General features: G+C 56.1%; 15 protein-coding genes. 3 read left to right on the top strand and 12 right to left on the bottom strand.

All coding sequences use genetic code 11. The features are described from left to right. Positions 1 to 74: 74 nt before the first annotated feature. The 6 genes from AC0L7R_RS11745 to cobS all read right to left on the bottom strand — a co-directional run bounded on the left by AC0L7R_RS11745 (position 75) and on the right by cobS (position 6,328). Positions 75 to 416, bottom strand: a complete 342-nt coding sequence (locus AC0L7R_RS11745; RefSeq protein ID WP_247126623.1) for a DUF427 domain-containing protein — start codon at positions 414 to 416, stop codon at positions 75 to 77. A 57-nt stretch (positions 417 to 473) separates the two neighbouring features. Beyond that, positions 474 to 2,276, bottom strand: coding sequence for a M24 family metallopeptidase (locus AC0L7R_RS11740; protein WP_473657068.1), 1,803 nt, complete (start codon positions 2,274 to 2,276; stop codon positions 474 to 476). Positions 2,277 to 2,354: 78 nt separating this feature from the next. Then, positions 2,355 to 4,235: a cobaltochelatase subunit CobT gene (cobT, locus tag AC0L7R_RS11735; protein WP_473657067.1), complete on the bottom strand. Its 1,881-nt coding sequence runs from the start codon at positions 4,233 to 4,235 to the stop codon at positions 2,355 to 2,357. An 84-nt stretch (positions 4,236 to 4,319) separates the two neighbouring features. Beyond that, positions 4,320 to 4,685 carry a hypothetical protein gene (locus tag AC0L7R_RS11730; RefSeq protein WP_473657065.1) on the bottom strand — a complete coding sequence of 122 codons (366 nt, stop codon included), beginning with the start codon at positions 4,683 to 4,685 and terminating at the stop codon, positions 4,320 to 4,322. Between the two features lie 138 nt (positions 4,686 to 4,823). Then, positions 4,824 to 5,186, bottom strand: a complete 363-nt coding sequence (locus AC0L7R_RS11725; RefSeq protein ID WP_247126631.1) for a hypothetical protein — start codon at positions 5,184 to 5,186, stop codon at positions 4,824 to 4,826. A 155-nt stretch (positions 5,187 to 5,341) separates the two neighbouring features. After that, positions 5,342 to 6,328 carry a cobaltochelatase subunit CobS gene (cobS, locus tag AC0L7R_RS11720; protein WP_473657064.1) on the bottom strand — a complete coding sequence of 329 codons (987 nt, stop codon included), beginning with the start codon at positions 6,326 to 6,328 and terminating at the stop codon, positions 5,342 to 5,344. A gap of 323 nt (positions 6,329 to 6,651) precedes the next feature. On the opposite strand from cobS, the gene AC0L7R_RS11715 reads away from it, so the two are divergent. Then, on the top strand, positions 6,652 to 7,026 hold the full coding sequence (locus AC0L7R_RS11715; RefSeq protein ID WP_348108117.1) for a hypothetical protein: 375 nt from the start codon (positions 6,652 to 6,654) through the stop codon (positions 7,024 to 7,026). 54 nt (positions 7,027 to 7,080) lie between these two features. Here AC0L7R_RS11715 and AC0L7R_RS11710 read toward each other — a convergent pair whose 3' ends face one another. Continuing rightward, positions 7,081 to 7,722, bottom strand: coding sequence for a J domain-containing protein (locus AC0L7R_RS11710; protein ID WP_247126635.1), 642 nt, complete (start codon positions 7,720 to 7,722; stop codon positions 7,081 to 7,083). A gap of 78 nt (positions 7,723 to 7,800) precedes the next feature. On the opposite strand from AC0L7R_RS11710, the gene AC0L7R_RS11705 reads away from it, so the two are divergent. After that, entirely contained in the window at positions 7,801 to 8,055 is a 255-nt protein-coding gene (locus AC0L7R_RS11705) for a BolA family protein (RefSeq protein ID WP_348108116.1), read from the top strand. Here AC0L7R_RS11705 and AC0L7R_RS11700 read toward each other — a convergent pair whose 3' ends face one another. From AC0L7R_RS11700 to AC0L7R_RS11685, 4 genes are all read right to left on the bottom strand, one after another. Further along, a complete protein-coding gene (locus AC0L7R_RS11700) occupies positions 8,056 to 8,481 on the bottom strand; it encodes a DUF4177 domain-containing protein (RefSeq protein WP_473657063.1) in 426 nt (141 codons plus the stop codon). A gap of 70 nt (positions 8,482 to 8,551) precedes the next feature. Next, positions 8,552 to 9,502 (bottom strand): polyketide cyclase/dehydrase, encoded by a 951-nt coding sequence (locus AC0L7R_RS11695; protein ID WP_473657062.1) that lies wholly within the window; start codon positions 9,500 to 9,502, stop codon positions 8,552 to 8,554. Positions 9,503 to 9,562: 60 nt separating this feature from the next. Continuing rightward, on the bottom strand, positions 9,563 to 11,074 hold the full coding sequence (gene gatB / locus AC0L7R_RS11690) for an Asp-tRNA(Asn)/Glu-tRNA(Gln) amidotransferase subunit GatB (RefSeq protein WP_473657061.1): 1,512 nt from the start codon (positions 11,072 to 11,074) through the stop codon (positions 9,563 to 9,565). 207 nt (positions 11,075 to 11,281) lie between these two features. Beyond that, complete coding sequence (locus AC0L7R_RS11685; protein ID WP_473657060.1) at positions 11,282 to 11,578, bottom strand: hypothetical protein; 297 nt, start codon at positions 11,576 to 11,578, stop codon at positions 11,282 to 11,284. A gap of 306 nt (positions 11,579 to 11,884) precedes the next feature. Here AC0L7R_RS11685 and AC0L7R_RS11680 point away from each other — a divergent pair, with 306 nt between their 5' ends. Continuing rightward, positions 11,885 to 12,652, top strand: a complete 768-nt coding sequence (locus tag AC0L7R_RS11680; protein WP_473657059.1) for a transglycosylase SLT domain-containing protein — start codon at positions 11,885 to 11,887, stop codon at positions 12,650 to 12,652. 67 nt (positions 12,653 to 12,719) lie between these two features. On the opposite strand, the gene AC0L7R_RS11675 is transcribed toward AC0L7R_RS11680, so the two are convergent. Further along, the gene (locus AC0L7R_RS11675) at positions 12,720 to 13,583 is read right to left on the bottom strand and encodes a 1-acyl-sn-glycerol-3-phosphate acyltransferase (protein ID WP_473657057.1); all 864 of its coding nucleotides are present in this window, start codon (positions 13,581 to 13,583) and stop codon (positions 12,720 to 12,722) included. Positions 13,584 to 13,624 lie beyond the last annotated feature (41 nt).

The following is a 13,624-nucleotide window of genomic DNA, read 5'->3' as shown; positions in this document are numbered from 1 at the left end:
CTTTGACGTTTTCTATATCCTCGCCGAAGGCTTGGGATCTGCAAGGTCCCAAATCCACCGCGCGATATCAGGCCTTAGACCTGTTCAATGGTGACCTTGTCGCCCTGAAAAGCCAGATAACCCGCGATCTGTTTCGCGCCATCAAGTGGGTTTTCGTAAGTCCAGACCGCGTCGGCAAGCGTGCCGCTTTTCGCTTCAATCGCGAAATACGTGGCCGTGCCTTTATGCGGGCAGACAGTTGTGGTGTCTGATGGCTCGAGGAACGCCATCGCAATGCTGTCGCGCGGAAAATAGATGACGGGATCGTAATCGCCTTCGGTCAGCATAAGCGCAGATGTGGTTTCGCCAAGAACAGCACCTGCGACGCGGACGACCCACGTCCCCTCGGCTGGTGAAATGGTCATTTGATGAGCCATGTGAATAGTCCTTTCAAAATAGTCGGCAGGGTCCCGTCGGGCACTGCTACAATTGCATTATGCGGGGCGGTCTGCAGCAAGTGGGGCGCAGGCCGCTTTTAACCAATCAAGGGCCGGTCCGTCGATCCGATCTGCCAGAAGCCGCAACGTATCAGCATGGTAGCGATCAATCCAGCGACGTTCGTCGGGTGTGAGCGCGCCTGTATCAATCAAGCGGCGATCAAAAGGCACATAGGTCAGCGTTTCAAATGACAACATCGCGCGATCATCGCCGCCCGCGATCTGGGGCGCGTCTTGCACGACAATTAGGTTTTCGATCCGGATACCAAAAGCACCTTCGCGGTAGTACCCGGGTTCATTTGATACGATCATGCCTGGTTCAAGCGGGATCGTGCTACGCCGCGAAATGGCTTGTGGGCCTTCATGGACGCTCAGGTAGCTGCCAACACCATGGCCGGTGCCGTGGTCGTAATCCATACCAGCTTGCCAAAGCGGCGTGCGGGCAAGTGCATCCAGATGCGATCCTGCGACACCTTTCGGGAAACGGGCCATTGAAACCGCCACCATGCCGCGCAGGACGCGTGTGTAGCAGTCGATGTGGTCTTGCGCAGGTGTGCCTATGATCATCGTGCGCGTGATATCGGTGGTGCCATCTTGATACTGGCCACCTGAATCGACCAGCAAAAGCTCTGATGGTTTCACCGCACGGTTGGTTTTGTCGCTGACCCGGTAGTGGACGATGGCTCCGTTCGGACCAGACCCGGAAATAGTTTCAAATGAAATATCGCGCAGTGCGTTGGTGTCGCGACGAAAACCCTCTAGCGCTTTGACGACATCAATTTCTGTCAATCCGCCCGCGGGGGATTCGCGATCCAGCCACGCCAGAAAACGGACCATCGCAGCGCCATCACGCAGATGGGCATCACGTGACCCTTGGATTTCAACAGCGTTTTTACGTGCCTTGGGCAGCGCGCATGGATCGGCCTCCTCGACGAGCGGGGCATCGCCAAGTAGTTGTTTGACGGCGTAGGGGCAGGATTTTGGGTCGAACTGAACGGCACCGTCAAGCGCCGCGATAACCGCCGCAAAATCGTCCCAGTCGCGCAAGATCACATCAGATCCAAGGTGATCTTTGATGCCATCTGCTTTGCCACTGCGGGCAAACAGGTCCACGGTTCCGTCGGACCGTAGAACGGCAAATGCGTGCGGCACAGGGTTGCGTTCGATGTCGGTGCCGCGGATGTTCAAAAGCCACGCGATACTGTCCGGCAAGTTCAGGATACAGGCGTCTGCCTTTAGCGTTTGGGCCACACGCGCCCGTTTCGCGGTGTGACTTTCGCCAGCAAAATTATCGGGATGGGCGGTGAACGGGGCCATCGGTGGGGCAGGTTGGTCCGCCCAGATGTGATCCACTGGATTTGCAATTGCTCGCAGCGTGATGTCTGTCCCGTCCAGCGCGTCCCGTAGTGCCGCGATCTCGGTCATTGTGTGCAACCATGGATCAAACCCGATCGCAGCAGATGAAGCCACGTTATCCTTCAACCAATCAGCCAATTGGATTTCCGGCCAGTGGACTGGCGTGAAAACATCCGCCACTTGGTCCTGGACTTGCAAACGATACCGGCCATCAATGAAAACACCCGCCACATCAGGCAAAACGGCACAGAAACCCGCAGACCCAGTAAATCCAGTCAGCCATTCCAAACGTGCGTCACGCGGGGCGACATATTCGCCTTGGTGCACATCGGCGCGCGGCACCAGAACCCCGTCAACCCCAAACGCGGCCAATGCTGCCCGCAACGCCGCAAGACGTGCGAGACCCTGTTCCGGCGTCGATGATGCTTCAAAGGTCTGAAACATGGGGCGGTCCTTATCTTCTTTTGGTCTGAAATATCTCGGGGTTTGGGGGCTGGCCCTCATGTCGTTCGCACAGAACGACTACCCCGCTTTGCGCATTCCCATGACACGGGCGCGTTTGCGCGGGTCTGTGTCGAACAGACTGGCGAGCTGTTCTGTCATAGCACCCGCCAATTGTTCCACATCGGTGATTGTGACCGCGCGTTCGTAGTAGCGTGTCACGTCGTGGCCGATGCCGACGGCGATCAATTCGACCGCTTTTTGCTTTTCGACCATCGCAATCACGTCACGCAGGTGTTTTTCCAGATAGTTGGCAGGGTTCACGGACAAGGTGCTATCATCCACCGGCGCACCATCTGAAATCACCATCAAAATCTTGCGCTGTTCATGACGCGCCAGCATCCGGCGGTGCGCCCATTCCAGCGCTTCACCGTCGATGTTTTCCTTCAACAGCCCTTCTTTCATCATCAGACCAAGGTTCGGCCGCGCACGCCGCCATGGCGCGTCAGCTTGTTTGTAGATGATGTGGCGCAGGTCGTTCAGGCGTCCGGGCGTGGCAGGGCGTCCGTCATTCAGCCATTTTTCGCGGGCAAGCCCACCTTTCCAAGCCTTTGTTGTAAAACCAAGAATTTCGACTTTCACTTGGCAGCGTTCCAGCGTCCGCGCCATCACATCGGCACAGATCGCCGCGATAGATATTGGGCGGCCACGCATAGAGCCGGAGTTATCCAGCAGCAGTGTCACGCAGGTATCGCGGAATTCGGTGTCTTTTTCCTGTTTGAAAGACAGCGGCGTTGTTGGGTTCGCCACAACACGGGCAAGGCGGCCTGCATCAAGTGTGCCTTCCTCAAGGTCGAATTCCCATGACCGGTTTTGCTGGGCTTGCAGACGACGTTGCAGTTTGTTCGCGAGACGCGACACGGCCCCTTTCAGCGGTTCAAGCTGCTGGTCAAGGTAGGCGCGCAGGCGTTCCAGCTCGATCGGTTCGGCCAGATCTTCGGCCCGAATTTCTTCGTCGTCGGCATCCGAATAGACGCGGTATTCAGGGTCGGCGGCAGACACCGGCTGCGGGGCAGGCGGTTCAAGCGGCGCTTCGCCGTCGGGCATTTCGGTTTCTTCGCCCATTTCGGCGTCGGCTTGGTCGTCCATCGACACTTCGGCTTGCGACGCGTCTTGTTGGTCTTCTTGTGTTTGCTCTGGCGATGCTTCGGCTTCGTCGCCTTCGCTTTCGTCGTCGCCTGTGCTGTCAGGTTCGTCTTGGTTGTCGTCTGCGCCTTCTTCAGCTTCGTCTTCTTGGTTGTCGTCGATCTGATCGGGGTCGTCGCCCAATTGATCGGCGTAGCCGAGATCGGCAATCATCTGACGTGCGAATTTTGCGAATGCTTTTTGATCCTCAAGGAGATCGGTCAGGTTTTCGAGCGTCCCGCCCGCCTGTTCTTCGATAAAGCCGCGCCATTGGTTCATGACGTTGTCCGCGCCTTCAGGCAGATCGCGGCCCGTGGCGAGATGCCGGATCAGGTAGCCTGCCGCGACGGACAGGGGCGCAGAGGCTGTGTCTTTGACTTGGTCATATCCCTTGCGCATCGCCTCGTTACCGATTTTGGCGTCGATGTTACCTGCGGTGCCGGGCATGTGCTGCGCACCGACCGCTTCGATCCGCGCGGTTTCCATAGCGTCATAGAGATCGCGCGCCATTTGGCCCTGCGGCATGTAACGCGCCGCGGTTTTCGGGTCGTGGAATTTGTGGCGCAGCGCAAATGCGTCTGCCGTGCCGCGTGCCAACAAAACTTCGTCGCGGGTCATGCGCCGCGAGACCTGCGGCAGACGGATCGTTTCCGCCGTTTGTCCCGCCGGATCAACGGAATAGGTGACCGCAAGTTCGGCGTCATTGGCCATGACTTTCGTGGCTTCAGCCAGCGCTTTTTTGAACGGATCAGCTGGGTTGTCGTTTTGTTTGGTCATGGCACAAGACATCCGGATAAGAGTTGTCTTTTGAATATAGGATTTGTGACGCGGATGCCATGGTAGCGTCTTGTAAAATATCGCTTAGTCTGCGGAGGCCGACATCAGCACGCTGGTGCATTCGTGCAGCATCGCTTCGGCCCGTGATAATGCCCAATCCGCGTCGACGGGATCGCGGTTGATCACGGTCCGGCGCAGCAGGCGGGCTTGGGCATGTTTGGCTTCGACCCGCATCAGGAGCACGTCGCGGCCCCGATCTGCGGGCATCACGGCTGTGACAAGATCAATCATTTCAGTGCGGTAGGACTTGGTTTGATCAGCGGAGGCTGTGTCGTGGTTCCACTGGTGTTCCATGGTCGCCGACAATCGGCCTGCGCAGCTTGCAAAGAAATGAAGCTGCTGATCTGCCGTTCCGTTGAAAGCCGCAAGCGGGGTTGCTGTCACCATCACGAGGCACGCTAATCTTTTTAAACCGCCCATAGATGCAGCATCGACTGCCTTTTTGTGCCAGTCAACTGGTCGGAAAATAAACTTTTACCAAAGGATAGGCGCGCTACGGGAGGGGCGCAGCGCTTTATGGTTTTGCTGCTATTCGTCGTATTCTGGTTCTTCGAAGCTGATCTGCGCTTCCGGAGCAAGGTTGAACGGCTCTGATGCGAGGTCATGCATCGTGTTCAATTCTGCTGCACCGGCAAGGGTTTGGCCAGCTTCATCAACGAAGGACAAACGCGGGCGGTATGTCTTGCCACCCATTTCAATTTCACCATCGTCAAAGAGGTAGGCCAGTTCCATGACAATGCCCTCGACATTCGCTTTTGCCGCGTCTTCCGGCATGTTGTCGATAAACAATGGCAAAAGGGCATGGGCCATCAGGCTGGCAGACGTCGCTGCCAAGTCGTTGTGCCCGGGCGTATAACCGTCGGGCAGTTCAGCGCCAATAATCATCTTCATTTTCTGTGCCTCGTTAGATCGTTTGTTGATTTGCAAACGGACCTAGCCGGAAAAATGGACAATTTTATGGAATGGACGTGTCATCAGAAAAGGTGGTGAAACGCAAAAGGCGAGGCACAAAGCCCCGCCTTTAAAATTACATTGCTGTCGGCGGTTTAGCCCAACGACATGCTGGCCGCTGATTCTGGTAGTTCTTCGTCAAAGCAGCGTTGGTAGAATTCGGCGACTGTTTGGCGTTCGAGTTCGTCGCATTTGTTCAGGAACGACAGGCGGAATGCGTAGCCAACGTCTTGGAAAATACGGGTGTTTTCGGCCCAAGCCAAAACGGTCCGAGGTGACATGACTGTGGACAGGTCACCGTTCATGAACGCTGTTCGTGTCAGGTCAGCGACTGTCACCATTTGTGAAATCTGCTTGCGACCGTCTGCGGTGTTAAAGTGCGGAGACTTTGACAACACGATTGCTGCTTCGGCGTCGTGGCTGAGGTAGTTGAGCGTCGCGACAAGGGACCAACGGTCCATCTGCGCTTGGTTGATCTGCTGCGTGCCGTGGTAAAGACCAGTCGTATCACCCAGACCAACTGTGTTGGCTGTCGCGAAAAGACGGAAGGACGGGTGCGGTGTGATGATCTCGTTCTGATCCATCAACGTCAGTTTACCGTCGGTTTCCAGCACGCGCTGGATCACGAACATCACGTCCGCACGACCCGCATCGTATTCATCAAATACGATCGCAACAGGGTTGCGCAGAGCCCATGGCAGGATGCCTTCGTGGAATTCTGTTACTTGCACGCCGTCGCGCAGTTTGATCGCGTCTTTACCGATCAGATCGATCCGCGAAATGTGGCTGTCGAGGTTCACACGCACAGATGGCCAGTTCAGACGGGCCGCGACTTGTTCGATGTGCGTTGATTTACCAGTCCCGTGGTACCCTTGGATCATCACGCGGCGGTTGTAGCCAAAGCCTGCGAGGATCGCCAATGTCGTATCAGGGTCAAATTTATATGTGCTGTCGATTTCAGGCACGCGGTCAGTTTTTTCGGCAAAACCTTTGACCTTCATGTCGGAATCGATGCCAAACACCTCGCGAACAGAAATCTCTTCGGTTGGTTTTACTGGTGTTTCCATTGTGCCGTCGGCCATAATATCTTGCCTTCCAAAATCGCGCGTCTCTGTCCTGTCGGGATGCAACATAATGCAGGGGTTCGCAAGGGGAAGGGTGGCGCATTTGAGACCATGAATCGCACTGGCCCCAACGGAAAATGCAGACTGGTCGGATTTTTCAGTACCTTCGCCAACTTAAGGTCACATTTGTACAGTTTGAGAACGCCAATTGCCTTGGAGTTATTCGATTGGCTGTACAATCAATTTTGTCGCAAATTAGTCGCGGCGAACGAAGTTTTATTTTTGCGATGATCGGCACCTCTATTTTAGGGGCCACGCTTTCTTGCGTTGCGGTCATGCACTTGTCCGAAACATCATCCGAAAGCCGGATATCAACTGCGATTACCTATTGGACCTTACTTGCAGGCTGCATTGGGGGCGCGAGCGGGCTTTGGGCCTGTTATGAACGTTGGTTCGGCCACGAAGGTGCGAGAGGCTGGGCGTCGGCGCTGATCGGCGCGTTTATCACCAGCGGTATAGGATCGGTGATTGCCGGCACTTTGATTTTGCCGTTTTACGGGACCATGTTCGGCCCGTTCCAGTTGATCATGTTGATCGTTGCCTACCCAAGTCTTGGCCTGATCTGGCTAGGCATGTTGATGTGCGCGCATGGGTTGTTGGGACAATGGCGGCAAGAGCGCGACAGCATCTTCCGGTCGGGTCAGTTTTCAGCGTAACCGCCCAAGAAAAAGGGCCGCTGAATGCGGCCCGATGTCTTGGTCTTTTCCGTCTTAGTCTTTTTCGCGGAAATGTTTGCTGGCCTTGATCTGATCCCATGCCCAAACGACTTCGGACAATTGTTCTTCTTGGCTCCGGTCCCCGCCATTCATGTCGGGATGAAGAACCTTGATCAACGCTTTGTATTGCTTGCGAATCTGTGGCTTGGACTGTGTGTCCTTGGCTTCCAGAATTTCAATCGCACGGCGTTCGGTTGGCGGTAGGCGGCGTGTGCTGCCCAGTTTGGCGTTACGCCCCGGGTTCTGGGTTGCGTTCTGGCCCAGCACCTGATGCGGGTCATCAACGCCCAGGCGCGCCCAAGCCCGTTCTTCTTCGGACCGTTTGAACGGCTTTGTTGGCCGTTCCCAGACTTTGTCTTTGGCCTGCTGGGCCATCAATTCAGCCTCGGACGTGCCGTCAAAGAAGTTCCACTTCAGATTGTATTCCCGCACGTGTTCTTGGCAGAACCAGAAATAGTCATCCATTGTGTCGGGTGACTTTGGCGCACGGAATTTTGCCTGCTCTTGGCAGCCTTCATGTTCGCAAACGCGTTGCGATGTCTCTGATGCCCCTGACATCCCCCGTCGGCCGCGCGGATTTTTCTTCTTCGCGCTGGAGACGGACATATCAAAACCAAACGGATCATCTTTCTTCATGTCACGCGACTCCTTGTCTCATCGAGGTGCAGACAATAAACCTTTGGGTGCAGGATAGAAGAGGTTAGGTGCAAAATAATGGGGCTTGAAGTCGAAATAATTGACGCGATCAAAACGAAGCTGAATCCGGCGTCGTTCGAGGTGATCAACGAAAGCCATCTGCATGCGGGTCACGCAGGCGATGATGGGTCCGGTGAAAGCCACTGGAAGATCGTGCTGGATGCACCTGATTTGGCAGACAAAACGCGCATTGCACGGCACCGCGCAGTGCACGCGGCGTTAGGGCCTGACATCATCAGCAGGCTGCATGCATTGGCGATTTCGTTCCGCTGATCAGTCGGATTTCAGGGGCGGTTCTGTCCGGCCTTGGTCGGCGGCCCCGTCAACCTTCATCATGTGATCCGGCGCTGGGGTTGGCACCGCAGGCGGCGCAGGTGCGACGTCTGGCGCGGCTGGTGATGTCGGCGGAGTGGGTTCCGGCGGCGCAAGTAACGCGGCAGGTTTCGGATCCACGTCGGGTGCAGCGGCGGCCAGCGGCTTGCGGAACACCATCATGTTTTGAAACACGGTTGTGCGGCCCGTCAGGCCAGACCGTTCTTCGGACGGGAGCGTATCGGTGCGCACATATTCCCACCCTTCGGCCCCGTATTCGTTCATGACGGTTTGCAGGGCATAAGCAAAACGATCTTCGGTGGATTTCACACCACGGGCCTTGAGCCCCTTTTTCGGTGCAGGCACCACTGCATATTCGTAAGACATTTCACCATCCCTGTTAAGATGTCGCCCCTATAGCAAAGAAGGATGGGCGGGCCAAGCAGAGCAGATGCGGTCACAGCGCCTCTACGCGGTTTTTGACCACTGTGAGGATCGCTTCGTGGAAGTCTTCAAAGAAGAAGTGATGCCAGAACTTTGCGTACGCCCCTAGTTCTGATCCGTCGTAGGTACGTGTGGTTAATGTCAGCTGCGTGCCTGTCTCAGTTGCCGCCAACGTATAAGAGCCCGAAAGCACATCAAAATACGGGCTACCGACTGTGATGTGCGGATCTTGGATGCCTTCGACGATCCAGTTCTCAGGAAAGCTGAAGTTCCACGCGATGTGTTTGTCGGGAATGACGGCTGTGATGTTTTCGCGGAAATGGATGCCGTCACCCCAGTATGAATGCCGCACCGAACCGCTGCTTGTTTCTTCCCAAACGGCCGCCGTTGGTTTCGGAATGCCGAGCCAATGTGACGGCAGGGTTGGGACTTCGACTGGTGCGATGTCAGGGATGTTCTGCAGCATTGCGTAGACGTCAGAAGGTGCCGCCTGAATGATGATCGTATTCGATATTGTGTAGGTGGTTTGCGGTGCTTTTGCATATCCAAGTGCAACAAGCAGCATAATGGGTGCAACAACGGCCTTGAGTGTACCATGGGACTTGTCGCGCCAACGCAGGGCGACAACCATAAAAATACCGCCCAGCATCACACCAAACAAGATTGGACCGACGGCCATGGCAATGCATACCATACCTTCGAGACCGGAAATGAGGGACAGGGCGACTGCCCCCAACGTGATTCCACCCAACCACAAAATACTGCCCCACAGTGTATTCAGTTGGTTCTTAGGCTTGAAATAATAGATGACTGCGCCCGCAATCATTGGAAATCCGATGAGGAAAGCAAAGCTAACCGTATCGGCCCCACCCGTTAACGCGAGCGCATAAAGACCAAGGAATGCGCAGCAAAGGATGACTGCAGGAAGAAGAACATAGAGCGCGCGCTTCAACATTGGTTGCATTTCAACTGTCCGTAGATGCGTGCGCGTGGGTCGGCGGAATTAGTCCGCCGACATCAGGGCTTAAAGGCCTAGTTTTTCGCTGACCAATTTGTTCACCGCCGCAGGGTTCGCTTTGCCGCCTGTCGCCTTCATCACTTGGCCGACGAAGAAGCCAACGAGTTTCGGGTTCACTTTGGCTTTTTCGACCTGCGCGGGGTTGGCTGCGATGATCTCATCCACGGCTGCCTCAATGGCGCCTGTGTCTGTCACCTGTTCCATGCCTTCGGTCGCGACGATTTCTTCGGGGTCACGGTCCGAGGTGTAGGCGATTTCGAACACGTCTTTGGCGATCTTGCCGCTGATCTTGTCGGATTTGATAAGGCCGACGATCTGGCCCAGACGTGCCGCTGAAATCGGGCTTTCGGTGACGTCTTTGTCGTCTTTCTTGAGGCGGCCAAACAGTTCGTTGATCACCCAGTTCGCCGCCAGTTTGCCGTCGCGGCCTTCGGCCACGGCTTCAAAGAAGGCCGCGTTGGTCACGTCGGCGGTCAGCACGGAGGCGTCGTAGTCGGACAGGCCGAAGTCAGCCATGAAACGGGATTTCTTGGCGTCTGGTAGTTCTGGCAATTTGGACGCCAGATCATCAACCCAGTCCTGTTCGATTTCGAGCGGCAGCAGGTCCGGATCGGGGAAGTAGCGGTAATCGTGCGCTTCTTCCTTTGACCGCATGGACCGTGTTTCGTTCTTGTCCGGATCGTAGAGACGTGTTTCCTGCACAACCTCTTTGCCGTCCTCGACGAGGGCGATTTGGCGGCGGGCCTCCACATCAATGGCGGCTTGGATAAACCGCATCGAGTTCATGTTCTTGATTTCGCAGCGCGTGCCGAGGTGGCTAAAGTCCTGCGTTTCCATGTATTTCTCGTACTGGCCCGGACGGCAGATCGATACGTTCACGTCAGCCCGCAGGTTGCCGTTTTGCATGTTGCCGTCACAGGTCCCGAGGTAACGCAGGATTTGGCGCAGCTTGGACACATAAGCAGCTGCTTCTTCCGGCCCACGGATGTCGGGGCGCGATACGATTTCCATCAACGCCACGCCGGTCCGGTTCAGGTCCACGAAGGACATGTTCGGGTCCATGTCGTGCACGGATTTGCCGGCGTCTTGTTCAAGATGGATGCGTTCCACGCGGACGTTGCGGGCGGTACCGTCACCGAGTTCGACCAGCACTTCACCTTCGCCCACAATCGGGTGGTAAAGTTGGGAAATCTGGTAGCCTTGCGGCAGATCAGGGTAGAAGTAGTTCTTCCGGTCGAAGGCAGAGAACAGGTTAATTTCGGCTTTCAGGCCCAGACCCGTGCGCACCGCCTGTGCGACGCATTCTTCGTTAATGACGGGTAACATGCCGGGCATGCCTGCGTCCACGAAGGCCACGTTGCTGTTCGGCTCAGCGCCGAAAAGGGTGGATGCGCCAGAAAACAGTTTCGCTTTGGTCGCGACCTGCGCGTGGACTTCAAGGCCGATCACAAGCTCCCAATCATGCTTCGCACCAGCGATCACTTTGGGGGCAGGGGTGTCGTATGTCAGGTCCAACATGGGGTCTCTCCGTCAGGGTGTTGCTGCGTTCTAAGACAGGGGGCAGGCAGGGACAAGAGGATGCGGGGATTTGGGTGTTTTGTTGGTGAGGTGGGTGTTGGTTTGGAGCCGTCAATCACGGTGTTGAAAACACCTGTTTTATACAGTGGTCGGTCAACGGGCTAATGTGTGACTGCGATAAACTGAATTTATGCGTTCCGCGCAGGCCTATTCGATGCGGCCTTGTTGCCGCATCTCTTGAAGCAGGCGACTACAATTTGGATGGTCGGCAAATAGCAAAGAGATCGTAACGGCTTGATAGGGGCACCACTGCGGTGATGTCGCGTCTTTAGGTTCGGCCATGCCAAAACCCTGCTCGACGAATTCAGCCAGTGGGATTGCGTTTTTGGCCCAGTAGGCAATGATTTCATCGCTAACGCCGCCCACATCCGTCTCTTGCGCACTTACTGGTCCGGACAAAATCAAGACGAGACCAAACCATTTTGTCATGCCGTGTGCGTTCATCCGGATCACCTTTGTAACAGGCCCCGAGGTATTTCGCGGCATCCACAATGGTTTACCGCCAGCCTTAGACATTTTCTAGTTCAAATCGCTCAAGTTATAAGGCCCACCGAGAGTTAAGGTGTGAACGTTCCACAGTAATCGTTGTATCTGTTGCGCTGTAAACGGGTGAGTAAGTTCAAGCGTTGCCCCGCCTGCATCTGAAATTCCGCTTGCATTCAGGTGCATGCGCAAGGCAAATTTTGCGCCATGATAAATGCCAAGACACTTCTGGGGGGGATTTTGGCGATATGTGTGGGGGCCGCGGCCATGGCCGACACACCTGTCAGACCCTTCTCGCGCGATGATGCTGCGACTTTGCAGGTCGAGGCCGCTGCAAATCGCCTTGCAGGGTTTCGTGTGCAAGCCCGTCCTGCCCACATGATCCGGTATCCGGCCATAGTGGAAACGGGTGAACCCGATGTGCGTCCTATTGCGCGATCCAGCTTTTTGCCGAACACGCGGTGGACCCATAAAGACGGGTCTGATCTGTGGACGCGTGCGGCGATGACGGCGATCAGCGGGCATGGTGATGGGCTCGAATCACTTGTTCCGCGCGACATCGACACCTGGTGTCCTGCTTATGTTGAAAACGGACCCGAACAGCGCCGTGCGTTTTGGGTAGGTGTCATGTCGGCTTTGGCCAAGCACGAAAGCACGTATAATCCGCGTGCTGTGGGGGGCGGAAACCTGTGGTTTGGTCTGCTGCAAATCTATCCGGATACGGCACGCCGCTATGGCTGCTACGCCCGCACTGGCGAGGCGTTGAAAGATCCCGAGGATAACCTGTCCTGTGCTGCCCGTATCATGAACGTGACGGTCGCCCGAGATAACGCGATTGCTGTGCGCGATAGCCGTTGGCGCGGCATTGCTGCAGATTGGGGCCCGATGTCGAACCGGAGCAAGATTTCGGAAATGGCCGCTTGGACAAACCGTCAAAGTTACTGCAAACCGCAGGTCAACATCCGCCCGCAGGCGCGTCCAGCGGGCAATTGGGACGTGACCGTGTCCACTATGACAGCGCCTGCGAACGGGTAAGGCCTGTCGCGTTTGGTGCTGTGCGTGCTTCTTTTGGCCTTAAATATCCCCGCCGAGGCTCCGTCACCTAGCCTAGACGCGACAATAGTGGTCGGGTCACGGCCATCATATCAATCTCTGGCGTCGGCTTTTCACCCAGTAGCAACGTGGCATCCCGCAGCACGGCGATGCCGTCGTCCGCTGATTTCGGTAGGGTGCGGCCTTGAATGTGTGGACCGACCGTGACTTGGAACGGCTGTTTGTGCTTGTTCAATGTCTCGTGGAACAGTGTGATGTCGCGCAGTGTCGGGTGGATGCGGTCGAAGAGATAGAACAGCGCTGAATTGCGGGCGCGGATGTTCACGGGCACGACGGGCAGGTCAAATTTGCGCGCGAGCATGGCTGCTGACGCCATCCATGGACGTTCCCACAGGCGCAGGCCGCGTCGTTTGGCCAGCCGCCCTGACGGGAAGATCACGCCGAGCCGGCCTGCATCCGTGGCTTTGCGGACGTATTGCATCGTTTCGCGCGCAGATGTGCGGCTACGTTTTTCGAGCCGCCATTCAACGGGGCAGATCATGTCTTCCATTTGCGGCAGAACACGCAAAATGTCTTTGTTCGCGAAGAAATAGGTGTCCGGTCGTCTTTGCGCGATCAGGTGGTGCAGTATGATGCCGTCCGCGATGCCCGTCGGGTGGTTTGCCACGATCAAAGCAGGACCATCTGCGGGGATATGACCCAGACCCGTTGCTGTCACGTGTTGGGACAGCATCTGTCCCATTGTATGCATCACGTGAGCCGCAGACGCGTTTTCCAGCTTTTCTGCCAAGGCGACGGTTTCGCCGTACCCAAGTAGATGATCAAGCGACTGTTGTGCGACTTGCGTCAGTGCGGTGTTGCGCCCCAGCCAAGGGGCGCGTTCGTGGATCAGGGGATCAATACGATGTCTCATGGGATGCACCATGTGGTGCAACCGTAACAGGCAAATGACAG

This window comes from Yoonia sp. D2-7, from assembly GCF_055809435.1.
The sequence above is the reverse complement of the archived record's forward strand: the minus strand, read 5'-3'. Positions and strand labels throughout refer to the sequence as shown.

Excerpts from the sequence above, each read along its gene's own strand:
- gatB (WP_473657061.1), bottom strand. The coding sequence starts at position 11,074 with ATGTTGGACCTGACATACGACACCCCTGCCCCCAAAGTGATCGCTGGT.
- AC0L7R_RS11740 (WP_473657068.1), bottom strand. The coding sequence starts at position 2,276 with ATGTTTCAGACCTTTGAAGCATCATCGACGCCGGAACAGGGTCTCGCA.
- AC0L7R_RS11705 (WP_348108116.1), top strand. The coding sequence starts at position 7,801 with ATGGGGCTTGAAGTCGAAATAATTGACGCGATCAAAACGAAGCTGAAT.
- AC0L7R_RS11675 (WP_473657057.1), bottom strand. The coding sequence starts at position 13,583 with ATGAGACATCGTATTGATCCCCTGATCCACGAACGCGCCCCTTGGCTG.
- AC0L7R_RS11710 (WP_247126635.1), bottom strand. The coding sequence starts at position 7,722 with ATGAAGAAAGATGATCCGTTTGGTTTTGATATGTCCGTCTCCAGCGCG.
- AC0L7R_RS11700 (WP_473657063.1), bottom strand. The coding sequence starts at position 8,481 with ATGTCTTACGAATATGCAGTGGTGCCTGCACCGAAAAAGGGGCTCAAG.
- cobS (WP_473657064.1), bottom strand. The coding sequence starts at position 6,328 with ATGGCCGACGGCACAATGGAAACACCAGTAAAACCAACCGAAGAGATT.
- AC0L7R_RS11680 (WP_473657059.1), top strand. The coding sequence starts at position 11,885 with ATGGCCGACACACCTGTCAGACCCTTCTCGCGCGATGATGCTGCGACT.
- AC0L7R_RS11685 (WP_473657060.1), bottom strand. The coding sequence starts at position 11,578 with ATGAACGCACACGGCATGACAAAATGGTTTGGTCTCGTCTTGATTTTG.
- cobT (WP_473657067.1), bottom strand. The coding sequence starts at position 4,235 with ATGACCAAACAAAACGACAACCCAGCTGATCCGTTCAAAAAAGCGCTG.
- AC0L7R_RS11725 (WP_247126631.1), bottom strand. The coding sequence starts at position 5,186 with ATGAAGATGATTATTGGCGCTGAACTGCCCGACGGTTATACGCCCGGG.
- AC0L7R_RS11745 (WP_247126623.1), bottom strand. The coding sequence starts at position 416 with ATGGCTCATCAAATGACCATTTCACCAGCCGAGGGGACGTGGGTCGTC.
- AC0L7R_RS11695 (WP_473657062.1), bottom strand. The coding sequence starts at position 9,502 with ATGCAACCAATGTTGAAGCGCGCGCTCTATGTTCTTCTTCCTGCAGTC.